At 30.7% G+C, this 21,081-nt stretch carries 17 protein-coding genes; 10 read left to right on the plus strand and 7 right to left on the minus strand.

Annotation, left to right across the window (positions count from 1 at the left end):
- The first annotated feature begins 29 nt into the window (after window positions 1-29).
- Window positions 30-1,277, plus strand: a complete 1,248-nt coding sequence (locus Q0881_RS15135; protein WP_299162026.1) for an alpha/beta hydrolase-fold protein — start codon at window positions 30-32, stop codon at window positions 1,275-1,277.
- Between the two features lie 70 nt (window positions 1,278-1,347).
- On the opposite strand, the gene Q0881_RS15140 is transcribed toward Q0881_RS15135, so the two are convergent.
- From Q0881_RS15140 to Q0881_RS15160, 5 genes are all read right to left on the minus strand, one after another.
- Entirely contained in the window at window positions 1,348-1,764 is a 417-nt protein-coding gene (locus Q0881_RS15140; RefSeq protein ID WP_299162028.1) for a DNA-binding protein, read from the minus strand.
- Window position 1,765: 1 nt separating this feature from the next.
- Entirely contained in the window at window positions 1,766-3,433 is a 1,668-nt protein-coding gene (gene menD / locus Q0881_RS15145) for a 2-succinyl-5-enolpyruvyl-6-hydroxy-3-cyclohexene-1-carboxylic-acid synthase (protein WP_299162030.1), read from the minus strand.
- A gap of 75 nt (window positions 3,434-3,508) precedes the next feature.
- Entirely contained in the window at window positions 3,509-4,162 is a 654-nt protein-coding gene (gene fsa / locus Q0881_RS15150; protein WP_299162032.1) for a fructose-6-phosphate aldolase, read from the minus strand.
- 93 nt (window positions 4,163-4,255) lie between these two features.
- Window positions 4,256-4,921, minus strand: a complete 666-nt coding sequence (locus tag Q0881_RS15155; RefSeq protein WP_299162034.1) for a hypothetical protein — start codon at window positions 4,919-4,921, stop codon at window positions 4,256-4,258.
- Complete coding sequence (locus Q0881_RS15160; RefSeq protein ID WP_299162036.1) at window positions 4,918-5,718, minus strand: SDR family oxidoreductase; 801 nt, start codon at window positions 5,716-5,718, stop codon at window positions 4,918-4,920. Before Q0881_RS15160 ends, Q0881_RS15155 begins: the two co-directional genes overlap by 4 nt.
- An 84-nt stretch (window positions 5,719-5,802) precedes the next feature.
- Between Q0881_RS15160 and Q0881_RS15165 the strand changes: the two genes are divergently transcribed.
- The 9 genes from Q0881_RS15165 to Q0881_RS15205 all read left to right on the plus strand — a co-directional run bounded on the left by Q0881_RS15165 (window position 5,803) and on the right by Q0881_RS15205 (window position 16,492).
- On the plus strand, window positions 5,803-7,449 hold the full coding sequence (locus Q0881_RS15165) for a M1 family metallopeptidase (protein WP_299162038.1): 1,647 nt from the start codon (window positions 5,803-5,805) through the stop codon (window positions 7,447-7,449).
- A gap of 15 nt (window positions 7,450-7,464) precedes the next feature.
- Window positions 7,465-8,133 carry an FRG domain-containing protein gene (locus Q0881_RS15170; RefSeq protein WP_299162040.1) on the plus strand — a complete coding sequence of 223 codons (669 nt, stop codon included), beginning with the start codon at window positions 7,465-7,467 and terminating at the stop codon, window positions 8,131-8,133.
- A 111-nt stretch (window positions 8,134-8,244) separates the two neighbouring features.
- Complete coding sequence (locus Q0881_RS15175; protein ID WP_299162042.1) at window positions 8,245-10,089, plus strand: cystathionine beta-synthase; 1,845 nt, start codon at window positions 8,245-8,247, stop codon at window positions 10,087-10,089.
- A gap of 90 nt (window positions 10,090-10,179) precedes the next feature.
- Window positions 10,180-10,677, plus strand: coding sequence for a GNAT family N-acetyltransferase (locus tag Q0881_RS15180; protein ID WP_299162044.1), 498 nt, complete (start codon window positions 10,180-10,182; stop codon window positions 10,675-10,677).
- Window positions 10,678-10,727: 50 nt separating this feature from the next.
- On the plus strand, window positions 10,728-12,125 hold the full coding sequence (locus Q0881_RS15185; protein ID WP_299162046.1) for an FAD binding domain-containing protein: 1,398 nt from the start codon (window positions 10,728-10,730) through the stop codon (window positions 12,123-12,125).
- A complete protein-coding gene (locus Q0881_RS15190) occupies window positions 12,125-14,386 on the plus strand; it encodes a molybdopterin cofactor-binding domain-containing protein (protein ID WP_299162048.1) in 2,262 nt (753 codons plus the stop codon). Before Q0881_RS15185 ends, Q0881_RS15190 begins: the two co-directional genes overlap by 1 nt.
- A gap of 1 nt (window position 14,387) precedes the next feature.
- Complete coding sequence (locus tag Q0881_RS15195; protein ID WP_299162050.1) at window positions 14,388-14,954, plus strand: GNAT family protein; 567 nt, start codon at window positions 14,388-14,390, stop codon at window positions 14,952-14,954.
- A 135-nt stretch (window positions 14,955-15,089) separates the two neighbouring features.
- Window positions 15,090-15,461, plus strand: a complete 372-nt coding sequence (locus Q0881_RS15200; protein ID WP_299162052.1) for a hypothetical protein — start codon at window positions 15,090-15,092, stop codon at window positions 15,459-15,461.
- Between the two features lie 80 nt (window positions 15,462-15,541).
- Window positions 15,542-16,492, plus strand: coding sequence for an XdhC/CoxI family protein (locus Q0881_RS15205; RefSeq protein ID WP_299162054.1), 951 nt, complete (start codon window positions 15,542-15,544; stop codon window positions 16,490-16,492).
- A 180-nt stretch (window positions 16,493-16,672) separates the two neighbouring features.
- Here the strand turns inward: Q0881_RS15205 and Q0881_RS15210 are convergent, their stop codons facing one another.
- Window positions 16,673-18,919 (minus strand): restriction endonuclease, encoded by a 2,247-nt coding sequence (locus tag Q0881_RS15210; protein WP_299162056.1) that lies wholly within the window; start codon window positions 18,917-18,919, stop codon window positions 16,673-16,675.
- 10 nt (window positions 18,920-18,929) lie between these two features.
- Complete coding sequence (locus Q0881_RS15215) at window positions 18,930-20,747, minus strand: AAA family ATPase (RefSeq protein WP_299162058.1); 1,818 nt, start codon at window positions 20,745-20,747, stop codon at window positions 18,930-18,932.
- Window positions 20,748-21,081 lie beyond the last annotated feature (334 nt).

Raw genomic sequence — 21,081 nt, forward strand, 5'->3', positions numbered from 1 at the left:
TATATTTGAACGATATAATATTATCCCTTATGAAACAACTATATTTTTTACTTACTGTATTAATTAGCTCAAGTCTTTTTTCGCAGAAAGTTATTACTGAAAAGATTAACTCTAAAGAGTTTAACACTGATAGAACCGTAAAAATTTACATTCCTAAAGATTATGATAAAGATGATACGGCTAGTTATCCTGTTGCTGTTGTTTTAGGAGATGAATATCTTTTTGATTTATATCTTGGTAATGCTAAATTATACGCAGATGTAGATAAAGCCCCTAAACAAATTGTTGTTGGAATAGATATGAAAGACACTTATGCTAAAGATGTATCTGTTATTCCTTCTAATAATGCATTGACAAGCCATGCTACAAAATTTTATGATTTTATAAAAAAAGAATTAATTCCCCATATGGAAGGGAACTATAGAACCTCTCCTTTTATGACAATTGTTGGTCAAGGTAGAGGCGCTAATTTTCTTACACATTATTTAAAAGATGCTGAACCTATTTTTAATTCATTTATATGCATTACTCCTAGCTTTTCTGAATTAGCAGCCAATACTATTGCTTCATACTCATTAAATAGATTAGCTTCGGTAGACAACTCTTACTTCTTTTATGCAAGTAATAACAAAAAATTTATTACAAAGAAACAAAATGATAGATATAACGAAATAGCAACATACCTATCTTCTTTTGATGCTAAAAACCTTCATTTTACTTTCAATGAATTTAAAAATGCGCCAAATCATTTATCTGTTATTAGTGAAACTATCCCTAGAGCTTTTGCTAAGATGTTTTCTATTTATTCAAAAATCACAAAAGATGAATTTGACAAAAACATTAAAGATTTAGATCCTTTAGCTGCTATAAAATATTTAGAACAAAAATATTTAGACATTCAGTTTTTATATGGCTCAAATTTAAATGTTCGTTTAGATGACATTTTTGCTATTGAAGGAATCGTTATAGATAAATTAGATGGAGATTACCTTAGAGTTTTAGGTGATTTTGTAATGATTAAATACCCTGATTCTCATATAGGAGATTTTTATGTTGGAAAGTATTATGAATTAGGTAAAGATTACGAAAAAGCTGATTTCTACTATAAAGCTGCTTATGGTAAAATGGATCCTTCTGATCCAAATGCTAATGCTTTTTACGAGAATATTAAACGTGTAAACGATTTAAAAGGAAGTCAACCAAAAGAACAACCTCTAGATGAAGAACTTCCAGAAGAAGATCAAGAAAAAGAAGACAAAGGAGAAGATAATGAATAACATTTTTTTCTAAAAAAATAAAAGCACGTTTAAATAAATAAACGTGCTTTCTTTTTATATTTTATTTGGCTTATTTCTTAACCAACTCTATTCTGTCTTCTTTTAGTTCGATTTTTTTATCTTTATATAAGACTCCAACAGCTCTTTTAAAAGCCTTTTTACTCATTTGTAAACGGAATTTAATAGACTCAGGAGAACTTTTATCCGTTAGCATTAAAAAACCTTTTTCATCTAATTTACGTAGAATTACATCTGCATCTGTATCAATTACATTTCTAAATCCTTGAGGTCGTAAAGAAACATCTATTTTACCATCTTCTCTTATATTTTTAATATAACCGTACGTTTCCATACCTTCTTCGATATCTTGGTATACTTCACTATTAAACAATAACCCATCAAATTCATCATCAATTAAAACATTGTATCCTAATGGAGTTTGCTCAACTATTTTCAAATTTACCTGATCTCCTTCTTGTAATTCCATTTTATAAGTTTTTAAAATAGTTCTTTAAAACTACGTCATTTATTTCTTTTGGAGTAAATATCTCCATTATTTTTGGCTGATTTGATTCTAAATATAAATCATTCAATCCAATATTTAATTCTTCTAAATTTGAAACAGCTGTATAATCAAAATTATACATTTTTGCCAAATGCTCAGCTGTTAAGCTATGTGGTGTTTCAAAATAATCAGTCGCATTAGTAGTCAATGGACCTGGAATAAATCTAAAAATTCCACCACCAGCATTATTTAAGATAATAATTCTAAAGTTTTTTGGAATATCACTATTCCATAAAGCATTACTATCATAAAAAAAGCTTAAATCTCCTGTAATAAAAGTAGTTATTTCTTTAGTAGCAAATGCAGCTCCAATTGCCGTACTTGTACTTCCATCTATACCACTTGTTCCTCTATTACAAAAAACTTTTAATGTTGGATTTAAATTAAACAACTGAGAATATCGAATTGTAGAACTATTACTTATTTGTACTTGAGAAGCATCTGGCATAGATTTTAAAATAGTTTCAAAAACTTTTAAATCTGAATATACCGTATTTACTAAATACTCAGTATGTTTTATAGCCCTACTTTTATTTTTAGTTAGCCATTTATTCTGATAAGCCTCACCTCCTTCATCAGATATTTCTCCATGTATCGTTAATAAGGTATTAAGAAAATGAATAGGCTTTTCTTTTATATGTTCAGACAAACAATGATAAGTATTCATTGCTTTTAATTCGTCAATATGCCAATGTTCAGTTGGCTGATATTTTCTTAAAAACTGTTTTATTTTTTTAGAAATCACCATCCCTCCTAAAGTGATTAAAACTTCGGGTTGTAAATCTAAAAATTCAGATTCTATCAAAGGAAAAATAAGTTTATCTATAGAGTTAACAAACTTTGGATGGTATAAATTTGAAGTTGTTTCTGTTAAAACTAAAACAGACTCATCTCTTACTAATTTACTTAAAACATTTTGTAATTCTGTGTCTGGAAAATTACTTCCAACTAAAATCATTTTTTTGGTAGAAGACTTCCACCTACTAATTAATTCCGTATAGTCATTTTGTAATTTCACATTCTGATTTAAAGCAGTTTTTGGAAAATCAAAAGATTTTAAATTAGAAATCGTTTCATATAAAGGTTCATCAAATGGTACATTTATATGAACAGGTCCTTTATTCAAAACTGAAGTTTCCAAAGCTTTAATTAATAAGCCTGAATTATTTTCTAGTTCACCTTCTTCATCAATTAAATTAGCAGAAAATAAAATGTGATTCTTAAAAACATTTTCCTGACGAATTGTTTGACCATCTCCTATATCAATTAAATGCTTAGGTCTATCGGCAGAAATCACCACTAAAGGAATATTACTATAAAATGCTTCTGCTATAGCAGGATAATAATTTAACAATGCAGAACCCGATGAGCAAACTATTGCTACAGGCTTTTGTTTTTGCTGCGCGATTCCCATAGCAAAAAAAGCAGCACACCGCTCATCAACAACACTTAATGTTTCTATAGTAGGGTGATTTGAAAACCCTATCGTTAACGGAGCGTTTCTTGATCCTGGTGAGATAACAACCGTATCAATATTAAATTGATTACATGCTGAAATTACTAATTGTGCAAGTTCTTTTTTTGGGAACATTATTTTAGTTTAAAAATGTCATTCTAAAGCAGCAACTTTAAAATGACATTTTATAATAAAATCAACTTATGTTGATTAATTTCCTTTTTTATAATCTGCTAAAAACTTAGCTAAACCAATATCTGTTAAAGGGTGTTTTAACAATCCTTCAATAGCACTTAAAGGCCCTGTCATTACATCAGATCCTAATTTAGCACAATCTATTATATGCATTGTATGACGTACTGATGCAGCTAAAATTTGAGTTTCGTACATATAGTTATCGAAAATTTGACGAATCTCTGCGATTAAGTTTAACCCATCTGTAGAAATATCATCTAAACGTCCAATAAATGGAGAAACATATGTTGCTCCTGCTTTTGCAGCTAATAATGCTTGCCCTGCAGAAAATACCAATGTTACATTTGTTTTAATTCCTTTATCTGAAAAATATTTACAAGCTTTAACACCGTCTTTAATCATTGGTAATTTTACCACGATTTGTGGGTTTAAAGCAGCTAAAGCTTCACCTTCTTTTACCATTCCTTCAAAATCAGTAGAAATAACTTCAGCAGAAACATCTCCATCAACAATTTCACAAATAGCTTTGTAATGATTGATAATATTTTCTTCTCCTGTAATTCCTTCTTTAGCCATTAAAGATGGGTTTGTTGTTACTCCATCTAAAATCCCTAAAGCTTGCGCCTCTCTAATTTGATCTAAATTAGCTGTATCAATAAAAAATTTCATTTATATAAATTTAAAAAAGTTGTGTTCTATTATAAAACTATTTAAAGGACAAAGATACTTACCTTAATGTAATTTATTACTACTCGTAAATATTTAATTTTTACTATTCATATTTTTCAAAACCATTTCACTAGAGTCTACACGAACTCCAAACAAAATCATTTCTTTAGAATTTACTACCTTTACTAATGCTACATCTTTTATTTTTCCTGCACTATATGTAGAAATCACAAAAGTTTCATCTATTTTTTGAACAAAGAACTTTTCCTTAAAAAAGTCTTGATTTTCTTTTTTAATTTCTCCTTTATATTTCTCAAGGTCTTTATCAAAGTCAACAACACCTATACTAGTTCCATATATACTCTCCTCTATTTCTTCTTTTGTTAGTTTGGTAATCGTAGGAATTATTTTCACATAGAGTATGGAATAAATAGATTTATTTCCATTATTATTAAGTACATAATCTACCTCTAGCATATTTTCTTTAATAAATCGATAAGGCCTCACTACAGTCTGTTTATCATAATAAATTTTTATGCTATCCTTGATAATCGAATAACGTCCCTGATCTATTATTGATAAGGAACCATCAAAACCATATGATTTTACAGCTCCATTCTTAAACTCTATAATATACACAGTCGGAACTGAATTTACATCAAGACTATTCCCAAGACTCACTAACCACTTTCCTTCTATCTCTTGTGCGGAAGTTATTAAAGAATACCAAAATAATACTACTGTAATAGCTATTCTCATAGCTTATAATGATTCATTAATAATTTTTCATAGACTTTATCTGGCAATATTCGTTTTAAAACAATAGAAAATTTCTCCATAAAGCCACCTATTTTATAATGTATTCTTGGGTTTTTATTTTTTATAATCTGATGAATCGCTTTCGCCATAATTAACGGGTCTTCACCAGAACTAACATGTGAATCCATTAACGCTAAGTTTTCAGCATACTTTTCTTTATATGCAGACTCTTCAAAAACGGGAGTATGATATCTACCTGCTGCTATATTCGTTGCAAAATCACCAGGAGCAGCATTTACAATTCTAACTCCAAATTGCTTTACCTCCATGCTCAATGCTTCGGTTACCAATTCTAAAGCTCCTTTACTTGCTGAATAAATTCCTCTAAATGGCAATCCCATATAACCTGCAATAGAAGTAGTGTTTATAATCAATCCTCTTTTTTGCGCTCTCATACTTGGTAACACAGCCTTCATTACATCAATAGCTCCAAAAAAATTTGTTTCGAAATTGGCACGCATTTCATCAGTTGGAGTATCCTCTATAGGTCCAGTAATTCCTTTCCCTGCGTTATTAATTAAAACATCAATTCTACCTTCTTTAGTAATTACTTTTTCTATGGCTTCTTTTATCGAAACTTCATCAGTAACATCTAAGGCAACCATAGCAAAAGGTAATTTTAATTTATCTGGATTTCTACTCGTACCATAAACAGTGTACTTATTATTATGTAAGTAAGTTGCTATTGACTTCCCTATTCCTGATGAAGCTCCTGTTATAAATATAACTTTAGACATTGATATAATTTTAAGCAAATATCTAAAAGAAAGCATCAATAAAAAAAACATTAAACACTTATATTAGCATTTTAATTAGTGATTATGCGCAAAAAATATATACTCGTTACTTTAACTTTATTAAGTTCTTATTTCTCTTTTTCACAAACTTCCCTTTTCAATCACTCTAAGAACTTTACACGTCAAGATTCTTTACGTGGAAGTATTACTAAAGAACGTTCTTGGTGGGATTTAACTTACTATAATTTAAATGTTCAAGTAGATCCTGATAAAAAGCTTATTCAAGGAAAAAACACGGTCCAATACAAAGTATTAAAACCGTATAAAGTTTTACAAATTGACCTACAAGCTCCTTTAAAAATAACGAAAGCAGTACAAAATAGGAAAGAACTAAAAGTGATTTCTGAAGGAAATGCCCATTTTATTCAGCTTAAAGAAAAGCAAAAAACTGGAAGTATTAATTCTGTAGACATTTATTACGAAGGAAAACCAAGAGAAGCAAAACGCGCTCCTTGGGACGGTGGTTTTTCATGGAAAAAAGATAAAAACGGAAAACATTTTGTAGCAACATCATGCCAAGGATTAGGAGCTAGTGTTTGGTGGCCTAACAAAGACCATATGTACGATGAAGTAGATAGTATGGCTATTAACGTACGTGTTCCTAAAAGCTTAATGAATATTTCCAACGGAAGATTACGTAAAACCGAACATCATAAAGACAATACCACTACTTATCATTGGTTTGTAAATAATCCGATTAATAATTATGGAGTAAATATCAATATTGGTGATTACACTCAATTTTCTGAGAAATACAAAGGAGAAGACGGTGAATTAGACATGAATTATTATGTGTTAAAATATAATTTAGAAAAAGCTAAAAAACAATTTAAAGATGCTCCAAAAATGATGAGAGCATTTGAACATTGGTTTGGAAAATATCCTTTTTATGAAGACGGATTTAAATTAGTAGAAGTTCCGTATCTAGGAATGGAACATCAAAGTTCTGTTACGTACGGAAACCAATATTTAAATGGCTATTTAGGACGTGATTTATCTGGAACTGGATGGGGTTTAAAATTCGACTTTATTATCATACACGAATCAGGACACGAATGGTTTGCCAACAATATTACCTATAAAGATATTGCTGACATGTGGATTCATGAAAGTTTTACTGCCTATTCAGAAAACTTATTTTTAGATTATTACTATGGTAAAAAAGCATCTGCTGAATATGTTATTGGTACTCGTAGAGCTATTCAAAACGACATTCCTATTATTGGTCAATACAATGTAAATAGCGAAGGCTCTGGAGACATGTATTATAAAGGAGCTAATATGTTACATACTATTAGACAATTAGTAAATAATGATGAAAAATGGCGAGATATTTTACGTGGATTAAACAAGAAGTTCTATCACAAAACAGTGACAACTAAAGAAGTTGAAAGCTATATAATTACTAAATCTGATTTAGATCTAACCAAAGTTTTCGATCAGTACTTACGAACAATTAAAATACCTATTTTTGAATATAAAATTGAAAATGAAAAATTATCATACCGTTGGAATAATGTAATCAAAGATTTCAACATGCCTTTAAACATAAAAGTAAATGGTAAATTACAAGTATTAAAACCAACAGAAAATTGGCAAACAAAATCGATAAACTCTAACAACATAAAAATTGATGCAAATTTTTATATAGAAACTAAAAGAATAAAATAATCCCCCACAACTAAAATGACAGAAGTAAAAATTGCAAAATTCGATGAACTCTTAAAGGAGTTTGAAAGAGAAAAAGAAAGTCAGAATTTTGTTTTCAGAGGCCATTCAAATTCCAACTACGAATTAAAAACATCTTTAGGAAGATGTGATTCTTTTTATGGAAGAACAACACTACAACTAGAAAAACGATTATTAAAATTATTTAAAGAGTCTTCTTTACCCTATTTAGAACATAAACCAACTTCTGAACTCGAATGGCTTGCCGTAGCACAACATTTCGGACTCCCAACACGTCTTTTAGATTGGTCATACAATCCACTAGTAGCAACCTATTTTGCTGTAGAAGGCAATCCTGAAAATGATGGAGCTTTGTTTATGCTATCGGGATGTAGTACAATTCAAAGTCCAGATACTTTTAAAATAGGAACTCTTAAGAAAGTACAAAAATACAGACCTCCTTATATTTCTTCAAGAATTCAAAATCAATCAGGATTATTTACCATACATAATAATCCGGAGGAAGTGTTTACACATGAGAAAATGAAAAAAGTAATCATTCCAAAAGAAGTAAAAAGAGATATAAAAAGAACATTATTCAAATACGGAATTAATCAACGAATGATTTACCCAGGATTAGAAGGAATTGCTAAAGATTTAAAGTGGTTAGAAACCAAGGTGTATTAAATTCCATACACCAACAAAATCGTATAAGTTATAGAGTTGTTAAACATCATATAACACTTTATAAAAAAATCTATTTGGCGTATATTGCCACCCCATTAAAAGGCACTAATTATGCAAGACAATAAAAGCTTAAACTATATAAAAGATGTACTAAAAAATATGCCATCAGATTGGTTGAGCATAACAACACATCGATTAGATATATATAATGAAGAGTTAGCTAAAACTCAGTTTACAGAACAGTTTGAAACTTTATGTGAAAACAATAACTCTGAAACATCGGCACTTAATGAATTACCTACCGCGTATGACTATATCAGATTAGGACACCCATTATCTTGTGTATTAGAATGGGGAGTGGCTAGTATAAACAAACTAAATTCAGAAAGTGTAATTAGTTTCTCATCACAGGTAGTTCCTGTTTTAGCAATTTTAAGAAAAAACTTATTAGAAAATAAAAGCACACAAATTCTTTATACAGGGAAATTACCTAATTCATTTGATGCTGAAATTATCCAGCATGTTTATGGTTATAATTTTGACTTAAAACAAGTAGAAAATACAACTGATATTTCTGAATTTGATGGTAGCACTATTTTTATTTCAGAACAAGAAAAAGTTAGTGCAAGTAACCTAAACTCAAATATTGATTTTTACATTAATCTATATCCAAGTTTAGGAAGTATTTTATTAGTAAATGGTTCACAAAACGAATCTTACATTTCAGAAATACAGCATGTACGACGTAGAGAAACTGTAGCCATGACTCCTGCAAATTGTTTGGATGCATTAAAAATGTTAGTCGAAAACACTACAAATAAGCAAACAGGTAATAATGTAGCAGCTAACAAAGCATCCGTTTTAAACTCAATCGCTACAATTACTGGTTCAAACACAAAAGCATTGGTAGGTTCTAGCGGATTATCTATACAGTATGCTATTTTAATGGGACTTGTTCACTATGCAAAAGACACACATAAAGGAAAAGCGATTAAATTTGTAGTACCACCAAACTGTTATGGAGGAACAAATGACCAAGCAAGACGTGTTGCAGCATGTATCGACAATGTAGAAATAGTAGATTTACCTGTAGATGGAGGTAATGACATGGTACAGAGTATTGAGATTGTTTTAAATAAAATAGCTAGCGAAGATGCAGTACCATATATCATAGCTGAAATTCCAACAAACCCTAGAGTAGAAGTTCCTAATCTTATAAAACTACAAGAAACCTTAAGTAAAAAACGTACAACACCATCGGGAGAAACTGCTATTGATCCAGTTTTCATTTTAGATCAAACATTTTGTCCAAACGTACACTTTTTAGGAAAAGGAGAAATACTCTCAACCGTAAGAACAATTTCATTTGCAAGTGGATCTAAATTCCCTAGTGGAGGAAAGTGTACTGCGGGTTATTGTGTTGGGAATAAAACTACAGATGCATTATTAGATAAAATAGAAAAGCACTTAAACCTTTGTGATAATGAAGCTACAGACTTACAATACGAAATACTAGCAAAACAAATGCCTTCAATGGTACAAAGAATTGCAGGTGCCTATAAAAACACACGTGAGTTTGTTAGTTTTATTGAAGAAACATTACCTAAAGCTAAAATCAATTTTGTCTCAGAAGAATTAGCAGCACAAGGGTTTACACCTTCTGTATTTTCATTAGACCTCCCAACAAAAGGAAATACAGCAGAAGAAAAAGAAACTTATAAAAGAGCATTAAATCATAAGTTAATTAGCTTAATGATTACGGAAATTCCAAATGAAAGTAAATACTGTGTAAGTTACGGACAGTTAAAAGGATGCTACTGGACCATTCCAGCAACCTCAACTCAAGGAACAACAAAAGAAGGAGACAAAGATTATATTGCTCGTGTAGCACTTTCTCCAGATATGGATCTTGAATTGCACAAAAAAATATTTTTAGATTTCGTTAAAAGTATTTAATCAAAGGAAATATATAAACTCCTGGCTACTTGTAACTTTAAAAATTACACGTAGCCATTTTTTATACAAATCATTATACATTCATAAAAAATGATTGAGATAAAGGAAGCATCAACAAAAACTGAGTTTAAAATAATTGAAAAATTAGCAGCTATAATTTTACATGAGGTTTACGACCCTATAATTCCAGCAGAACATACGCGTTATTTTTTAGAACAATTTCAATCAGAAAATGCTATTGAGAATCAAATAAAAAATGATAATTTTAAATACTTTCTTTTAAAACACAAACATACAGACGCAGGGTACTTAGGAATTCAAAAGTTAGATAAGAAACTAATACTAAGCAAACTTTATATTCTAAAAACATTTCGTGGCTTAAAAATAGGTAAGAAAGCGCTGGAACATGTTTTTCAGTATGCAACAGATAATAGTATCGAAAATATTGAACTAATTGTCAATCAACAAAATCAAAATACAATTGACATCTATCTTAAAAATGGATTTAAAATAACAGAATCTATGGTAAACTCATTTCCTAATGGACATTCAGTTGAAGATTATAGGATGGAAAAGAAACTAATCTAGAAAACAAACTTTTACACACTCCACACAAATTCGTATCTTGCCCTTTGCATATGATACAATTTATACTTAACAATCAGATTATCAAAACATCCGAAAAATCGGGTGTTACTTTACTCGACTTTATTCGAGAACAACAACAATTAAAAGGTACAAAAATAGGATGTCGAGAAGGAGACTGTGGAGCTTGTACTGTTTTAGTTGGTGAATTAAATAATAACAATATTGCTTATCAAAGCATTACTTCTTGTATTTCTCCCTTAGGAAATGCAAATGGAAAACATATAGTTACTGTAGAAGGTATCAATTTACCTAAAGAATTGAATACCGTTCAAAAAGCAATGACCGACAATTACGCTACCCAATGTGGTTTTTGTACACCAGGTTTTGTGGTTTCAATGACAGGTTATGCCTTAGAACAAAATAAAACGAATACATGCAACGACGCCATTAGTGGTAATATTTGCAGGTGTACAGGATATAAATCTATAGAGAAAGCTGGTTTAGAAATTGAACAAAAGCTTGAACAAAAAGATGACAATCATCAAATAGCATGGTTAATCAAAGAAGGTTTTATTCCAAATTATTTTGAAACAATTCCAGAAAAACTAACACAATTACAACCAAAGGTTTTTGAAAAAACTGGAGTTAAAGTCGCAAACGGAACCGATCTTTATGTACGTCATGCCGATAAAATGGCAGAGGAAGAGGTACATTTACTAGCAGATCAAAATGCTTTAAAAGGAATTTCTTTTTCAGAAGGAATATGTACACTAGGAGCGAATACTACGGTTACAGAAATAGCAGAAAACAAAAGACTACAAACCTTGTTTCCAAAATTAAAGCAGTTTTTAAAGCTAGTTTCTTCAGAGCAAATTAGAAACATGGGAACGATTGGAGGAAACTTTGTAAACGCCTCACCTATTGGAGATATGTCTATTTTCTTTTTAGCGTTAAACTCAACCTTAACCATTCAAAAAGAAGATGGATTAGAACGACAAATTCCGTTTCAAGAATTCCATAAAAATTATAAAAAGTACGATTTACAGGAAGGTGAAATTTTAAAAAACATTTCATTTAAAGTTCCACAAGCAAACGATTCTTTCAATTTTGAAAAAGTAAGTAAACGTACACATTTAGATATTGCTAGTGTAAACGCAGCAGGAAGAATTACAGTTGAAAACAATACCATAACAAACGCACATTTCTCTGTAGGAGGTGTAGCAGCAATTCCAAAGTATTTATACAAAACAAATACTTTTTTAACAGGAAAAATAATCGATTCAGCAACCGTAAAAGAAGCAGAAACAGTTTTACAATCAGAGATATCACCAATTAGTGATGTAAGAGGAACATCAGAATACAAACGATTATTAGCAAAACAATTATTCTTTGCACATTTTATTGAATTGTTTCCTAGTCAAGTTGAACTAAATAAACTAATTGCCTAATGAAGACGATGAAGAATATAGACAGTTACACACATGTTCGAGGAGAATCGCTATTTGTAGACGATTTAATGTTACGACAAGATGCGTTAATCGGATTGTGTTTCGATTCACCAAAAGCACACGGGAAAATAAAATCGGTAGACTATTCGAAAGCGGAAGCCTTAGAAGGAGTTATAAAAATATTTACCTATAAAGACGTAATAGGAGAAAATCAAATTGGAGGAATCATTCCAGATGAGCCACTTTGGGCAGAAGATGAAGTGCACTTTTGGGGACAACCTATTGCATTTATAGTAGCTAAAAGTGATGCCATTGCGAAGAAAGCAAGAGCATTAATTACCATTGACATTGAAGAACTTCCAGTAATTACAACAGCAAAGGAAGCGAAGGAGAAAGAGAGTTTTATCAATGCACCACGTTCATTCAAATTAGGAGATTCAGAAAATACATTCTCAGAATGTGAATATGTGTACGAAGGAGAAACTTTTTCAAACGGACAAGAGCATTTATATTTAGAAACACAAGGATGTTATGCCATTCCGCAAGAAAATGGAAACATCAAATTAATATCATCTACCCAAGGACCTACAGCGGTGCAAAAAATAGCAGCCAAAGTATTAGGGATTCCAATGCATAAAATTGAGGTAGATGTAATTCGATTAGGTGGAGGTTTCGGTGGAAAAGAAGATCAAGCAACACCGTGGGCTGTTATGGCAGCCGTTGCAGTACAACATTTAAACCGTCCAGTAAAATACATGCTAAACCGTCATGACGATTTACGCATGACTGGAAAGCGACACCCCTACTCTTCATTCTATAAAATCGGACTAACAAAAGAATTAAAAATAAAAGCATTTGAAGTGGAGTTCTTACAAAATTCTGGAGCAGCTGCCGATTTATCGCCAGCCATTGCAGAACGAACATTATTCCACGCAACAAACAGTTATTTTATTCCAAATGTAAGCACCACAGTTTTTAGCTGTAAAACAAACTTACCCCCAAATACAGCTTTCCGTGGTTTTGGTGGGCCGCAAGGAATGTTTGTTATTGAAAGTGCAATTGCAGATGCTGCCGATAAAATTGGAGTGAATAGAAGACAAATTCAAGAAGCCAATTTAATTGATGAGAATGATGAATTTTCATACGGGCAAATAGCAACACAAGTAGAAGCAAAAAATACGTGGTTTACAGCCAAAGATAAATTTGACTTAGAAAAGTTAGAAGAAGAAGTAGCGTCTTTTAACAAAGAGAATACAGTATATAAAAAAGGAATTTCGTTAATGCCAATTACCTTCGGAATTTCATTTACAAACACTCCAATGAATCATGCACGTGCATTAATTCATATATACCAAGACGGAAGTGTAGGAATATCAACAGGAGCTGTTGAAATGGGACAAAGTGTAAACACAAAAATGTTACAGGTAGCCCAATCGGTTTTTGGAATTTCAGCTACTAAGTTAAAATTAGAAACTACCAACACCACACGTGTTGCCAACACCTCTCCTACTGCGGCAAGTTCTACTGCCGATTTAAATGGAAAGGCAGTTGAAATGGCATGTACTTCTTTAATAGAAAGATTAACAGTAGTGGCTACTGAAATGCTTTCTTCCAAAGGAAAAAACATTTCCTTTAAAGAAGATGTAATTTTTGTAGATGACAAAAAATCATCACTAACATGGGAAGCTTTAATAGCAGAAGCTATGTTACAACGTGTTGCATTGTCTGAAAACGCACATTATGCAACACCTATCATACACTTCGACAAAACCAAAGAAAAAGGACATCCATTTGCCTATCATGTATACGGAACAGCAATTACCACCACAACGGTAGATTGTTTGAGAGGAACCTATGAAATTGATGCCGTTAAAATTGTACACGATTTTGGAAAATCAATGAATATAGGAATCGATTTAGGGCAAATAGAAGGAGCACTAGCACAAGGAATTGGTTGGATGACTATGGAAGAAATTGCCTACAATAAAGATGGACGTTTATTATCAAACGCCTTATCAACCTATAAAGTTCCTGATATTTTTTCAGCACCAAAAACAGTAGAAACAATACCAGTAGAAACGCAAGGAAACGATATGGCAATTCAAAAATCGAAAGCTGTAGGAGAGCCACCTTTAATGTACGGAATTGGTGTTTATTTTGCCATTCAACAAGCGGTAAAAGAATTCAATCCAAATTATAAATTAAAATTCCATTCGCCATTTACACCAGAAAAGGTATTAATGGGATTATACGAGAAATAGCATGGAGCATTCAATAAACGAAACTGTTTTCGAAAAGTTTCCAGAATTAGAAAGTGAGCGTCTTCTTTTTACAGAATACAAAAAAGAAGATGCAGCAAGCTTGCTCTATATTAGATCGCATCCTAAAGTTTCAAAATACATGGACTCTGAAATTCCTAAAACTATAGAAGATACAGAGAAAAGAATTGAAGGTATTCAACAGGCATTCTCCGAAAAGAAAGGAATTACTTGGACTATTATTGATAAAGAAACCAACACTCTTATCGGAGACTTTGGTGTTTGGAAATTAGATAGACAAAACTTTAGAGGAGAAATTGGCTATGTTTTAAGTCCAGATTACTGGGGAAAAGGCTACATGAAAGAGAGTATGCTTACACTCATCAATTTTGCCTTCAACACATTAAAATTACATAGTTTAGAAGCCAATGTAAACCCAGAAAACGAGAACTCAAAAAAAGCATTATTAAAACTCAATTTTAAGCAGGAAGCCTATTTTAGAGAAAACTATTATTACAATGGCAAGTTTTTAGATAGCGAGATTTATTCGTTGTTAAAATCAGACATATAATTAAACCCTTTTAAAGCTATCAAACTACAATACACCAAACAGAATATAATTAAAGGCGCTATAATTTATAGTGCGGGAGATTCCATAGCAGCATTAGTATTAAATGAGTTTTCAATTTATAGACTCCTCGGAATAATGTTAGTTGGCGCAACCATTTACGCCTTTGAAATCCCCAATTACTTTGCTTGGATAGATAAGAAAACAACAAATTTAAACGGAGTAAAAAAAACATTAGCAAAAACAGCTTTGGCTATCGCTTATTTTAATCCCTTGTGGATTTTTAGGCACTTGGCTTTTATTAAATTATTCTCGGGTAATTACGAACAGATAAACGAGCAGTTGTTAATCATAGCATGCTGGTCATTTTTAGCAAACATTCCAATATCTTTCGCAGCCAATTACCTGATTCAAAACAAAGTTCGTTTAGATTGGCGATTCATGGCAAGCGCTATATTTTCAGCAGTAATGGCTATTTACTATGCCCTAAGTGAAACAATTTTTAATTAACTTGTCATTGCGAGTAAAACGAAGCAATCTTTTTATAGAGATTACTTCACTCCGTTCGTAATGACGATAGTAAAAAAACAATGAAATTCTGGAAACACATATTAAATAAGCTTCAAGACAATCAGAAAGTATATGTCTTAACAGTCATAGAAAACTTTGGAAGTTCACCAGGTAGAAAAGGATTTAAAATGCTGGTTGCACAGAATAAATTCATCTACGGTTCAGTAGGTGGTGGTGTTATGGAATTCTCTTTAGTAGAGGAAGCACAACAATTACTGCAAGAAAACAACTCCCCTACTTTTATAAAAAAACAAATACACAAAGGAAACATTAAAGACGGATCGGGAATGATTTGTTCAGGAGAACAAACAGTCGCTTTTCATTGTTTAGATGCCAATCACATTCCAACAATTCAAAACATTCTGAATTGTTTGCAAAATGGAGAAAAAGGAGCCTTAAACTTAACACCAACATCTTTTTCGTTTTCAAATAAGTCCTTAGAAAATCAATTCGACTATCAAATAAACACGACAGATGATTGGTTTTTCAAAGAGCACATAGGCTTTAAAGAAACCTTATACATTGTGGGTGGAGGCCATGTAGGAGTAGCCGTTTCTGAACTCTTTATAAAGCTTGATTTTCATGTGGTGATTTTTGACAATAGAGAAAACCTCAACACTTTAGAAAACAACAAATTTGCACATCAAAAACATATTATTGACTATAACAATATTGACAGCTACATACCAGAAGGAAATGCTAGTTATATAGCGATTATGACCAACAAATACACCGATGACAAATTAGTACTGAGCAAACTCCTTAAAAACAACTATAAGTTTATAGGTGTTTTAGGTAGTAAAGCCAAACTAAAAACTATGTGGGATGTATTGTTACAAGATGGTTTTACACAAGAAGAAATAAATACAGTATATGCTCCAATAGGTATTTCTATAAAAAGCGAAACCCCTGAAGAAATAGCAATAAGCATCGCTGCTCAGATTATTCAAGTTAAGAATTTAAGAAAGTAATTAACAATAGATATTGTACAATATGTGCAAAATGATTTAAAATCATTTGCATATGATATTTAGTGAATCATACAAACTGACTTTTTCGATTTATCATCGACCTTAAATCTAAAAATCACACAGTATCTTAGTAGTAAAAATACTATTTTACATGTATATTGTTATCTACAGTTATTTATGTCAAAACATTTCAATTTTAAATAACTCATCTTCATCATAATCTTCAGTTTCGTTTATTTTTTCAATGTCTACTTCCACTTTTTCTTTTTCATCGTCACTATCTTTTCTGTCTTCTATTTTTATATACTTCTCATCAAAATAAGAATCGAATTCAGCTATTGATATACTGTATAATGACAAATCAATATCTGTGGTCAACGAATTTTTGAAATATTCCAAACCATTTTCATTATCGTGAAATTCTATTTCCCTCAAAACTGAATCCTTTATTTTTTCATTTATCAGTTCTTCATTGTCTTTCATATAATTGTCAAAAGTAGTTTCATTGACACTTCTTAATAATGTTAGATTTTTCACATTGTCATACCAACTAATGTTGTTAACTACTAGTTCAATAATATCAACAAGTTCAAGTTCGAGTTCTTTTTCATAATCGATATAAAATTCAATATATTTTTTTTCTTGATTAAAGTTAAGGTGCTGTAAACTAACACTTTTAAATTCATCAATGATAAATTGATTTAAAGTTTTGTCTTTAGATTTTTTAAAATAGAATTTGAGATTATGAATTTTTAGAAGAGAGGAAACAACTATTGATGTTTCTCTTTGATTTGGGTGTATTTTTTGAGGGTTTGAAAATGTGTTGAAATCAGCCAGTATTTTAGAATTGATAAGATTTATAACATCATTATCCTCAATAAAATTCACAGCTAGATATCTAATTGTATATATAAATTGGTCAAAATAAAGACAAGATTTTATTAATAAAAGTACAAGGTCTTTATCATCTCTAACAAATGAAAGTAAAAAATCCTTAATTGACGGATTAAGAAAATCTACGTAATGATTATTTTTATCAGTTACATTTATTTTTATAAAACTGTTTTCAAGTTCTTTAAGGTAGTTTTTAAAATCAAAAGGCTTAAAGTTTAATTCATTATGTTTTGTTCCATTGTTGTAATAATATTTTAAGGCATTTTTAAAGTCGGATAACAGAATCGGATTAGAAATTGAAAGTAATGAATATAGAGTGTATTGTGAACCCTGTGAAATTTGAGAATTAAAAGCTTTAGCCCAAATCCCAAATGGATAGTCTAAATTATAAATGAATTGAGTAGCGTAATCGCTAGCTTCAATATTATTAAGTTTCGTGGTGAGTTGTTCAATGATTCTAGGGCTATAATTTTTATGATTTATAATTTTCTTATATGCCTTGTTTGAAATTATTGACTCTATATATTCTATTGGTATTTTCGAATAAAATAAGTGGTTATAAAGAATTTGTGCTCTAATTCTCTTACTATAAGTAGATAAATCTAAGGTATGCTTAGCTATATTTAAATCTGTTGTGTCTAACTTTTCGTAAACCTCCTTTGCTTGATTTAGAATATACTCCCTTGTAGTCATTATCAGGATTTTATCTTTTGAATTTTTAATTCTATTAATGAATTGTATTAAGTCGTTTGACCTACCTTCAATAACATCAAATTTTAAAAAATTTTCTCCAAGAAAATCATCATAATAAAAGACTTGACGTTTATCGGAATCTTCTGTAAGTATTTGTTCTCCTTCTAGAACTTTACGTATTTCGATAATTTCAAAACCTCTTTGTAAATATTCCCAAAGTACAAGTTTCGCTAATGTTGTTTTACCTATCCCTGGAATACCACTAATAACTATAAATTGGTTATTATTTAAAATTTCAAACGCCTGTTTTAAGCTATCATTTTTGACATAATATTTATAATCTTTTTTTAAATCTGTGATTAGTGATTTTGCTCTTTCAAATAAAGGTATGTTTATTAAATCATTGAAAATGGTAGCTGTATTAAGCCAAAGTTTATAATGCCTTTGATGAATGCTTTTATGTTTATCTAAAAGTTGGTTTAATTTACTTCTAGTATAAATGCTATCATCGTTTTCCATCCAATCTCCAAAAGTCTCTTTTATGAAGTCGAATTTATCAGGACTTAAATCATTTGAAACTACGAAAATGTATTTTTCTGGATTGAGTTTTTTAATTTTAGGTAATTCGGAAAAGATTTGTTTTTTTGAAATAGTCTTAACTCTTTTACATTGGACTATCGTTTTTCTAGATTTATTATTTGCGTATCGCAAGTCAATTCCAGAATCTTTGCCCTCTGCAAATGAAGTAAGTTCAATATTCAATTCTTTTGATAATAAATCTCTTACTAGATATTCAAAATCTAACGGTGACAATATTGTTTGAAAATCATAATTTGTCATTAATTCATTATTATAATTTTGAAACAGCTAGTTTATGAATATTAATAAATTCATCTTCATTTCCATCAAAAAAGGTAGTTCGTAATTCAGCAAAAGTTAAGTTTTTAAAATGTCTGTCTGCAACTCCTCGACCTCCAAGTCTACCTGCTAGTTGATGTCTAGCACACAATTGTTTTACGTTACTCCAATCATCGTGATTTGTGTTCGAATGAGGAACTAACCTATTCAATGCAGTTGATGAAATATAATTTTCTAAATTTCTTTTCTTTGAAATGATGAAATCAGTACCATCAACGAAACCTAAACTTTCCAATGCAGTCTTTGTTGGTGATTGTTCTCCTGCATTTGTTTTATCGCTGTCTTGAAAAATTAAAAAGGGTTTGTCCAAAGTTGATAGAAGGTTTAAAGAGACCCAATGTTTAATACTGTCACAACCTCCAATTGGTATAATAGCAATTTCAAGTTCAGTAAAATCGTGAGTTATAAGACCATTAGCTTTATATTCTTGACATAAGTGATTTAATGCATTTGCATCATCAATTCCTTCTACTAACATTAAAACTTTTGCTTTGTCAAATAGCGAAATAAATTGGTTGTCAACTTTTATTCCTAAATCAGTTGCGATAGCTGTTATATCGTCAATTTGTTGTTCAACATTATAGGCTCCTCCTGTTTTATGTATGTGGGTTATTTTTTCTTTTTTGCTATTAGATACGATTATAGGGGAATGAGTTGACACAATAACTTGGTAATCATTTTCGCATAAGGCAATTAGTTTATGGAAAAGACTTTCTTGTGCTGATGGATGCAGAAAAGTTTCAGGCTCTTCCAAGCCAAAAATTATTTTTTGGTGTTCAGACTTTTGTTGTTCAGCGAGATATTCGAAATAAGCCATTATTGTGATTCTTCTGAAACCATCTCCCCTTGAACTTAAAGGAACTTCTGTTCCATCTTCTGTACTTTTGAATTTTGTAGATACTAATTTTGTCCAATCAAAATCTATTACTGGCTCGACATTTTCTTCACTTGGGACAACATCATTGATTTTAGTCGTAATTTTTTCTAATACTTCACCAAGTTTTGCTTGTATTGTGTCTTCAACATCGGAAGTGTCAATTTCTTCTTCAAGTGTTTTTATTGCTAAAGTTTTAAAGAATTTTTGAATTGTTGAATCTGTTTCAGATAGCGATGTGTCTGCTTTGAAATACTCAAATCTTGGCAGAATTCCTTTAATTCTGTCGTGTATTATTTTGAAGCGATTACTACCAGAAGTTGGAAGCTTTTCCACTTCAAATGTAAAATCAGTTCCAGAATCTACATTATGCTGTCTTATTTTTTGTCGCTTTTCTTTATTGTTAAAATCTTCTCCGTTTGCCTTTTGTGTTGCAATACCTAAATTTCCACAGGCCGTCATTAATTGAGCTTCTGTTAAAGAAATAAAGTCATTTTCAGCATATTGTTTTCGCTCTATAAATGTGTCTGCTGTTATTCTAGATTTGGAAACATCCCACACCTTTTTTATTACGAGTTCGTTAGTGCTATTAACCAGTTCTTCTTCTTCAAAAGTCGTCTCAATATTTTGGTCAATTATAATACTTTGATTAGATGGGTTGAAATGAAGCGTTATTGTAATTAGGTTATTTCCAGATTTATTATTTAAGTCGTCAGATGTAGGATTATTGGAATTTAAAAAACAATCCAATGATTTAAGAATTGTTGATTTTCCCGCATCATTTTGTCCGACAATTAGATTGAAATCATCTATCGTTATTTCTTTTTCATCAGAAACTCCTTTGAATTGATGTATTTTAATTTTTGTTAAAATCATTTTTTTCTAATTAATGGCAACTTGTTTATATAATAATACATGAATACTAAACTAATAAAGGTTAAAAAATTCTATTATTATATATTTTACGCCTTGTTAAAACATATCCATAAATATAAAAAGAAGAAAAAACATAAAATTGCGAAAACCCATAATTAAAGTAAGGTTCCCCCTACTTATTCATTTTTTAAATAAAAAAGCAAATTTTAAGAACCCAAACTATAAAACTCTTAACCCAATTTGCGGTACAAGCAACCAAAACTATAAAACTGCTAACCCAATTTACGGTAATTGCATCCTAATTTGCGGTACAAGCGACCAAAACTATAAAACT

It is taken from the genome of uncultured Tenacibaculum sp. (assembly GCF_947494125.1).
GTDB lineage: Bacteria > Bacteroidota > Bacteroidia > Flavobacteriales > Flavobacteriaceae > Polaribacter.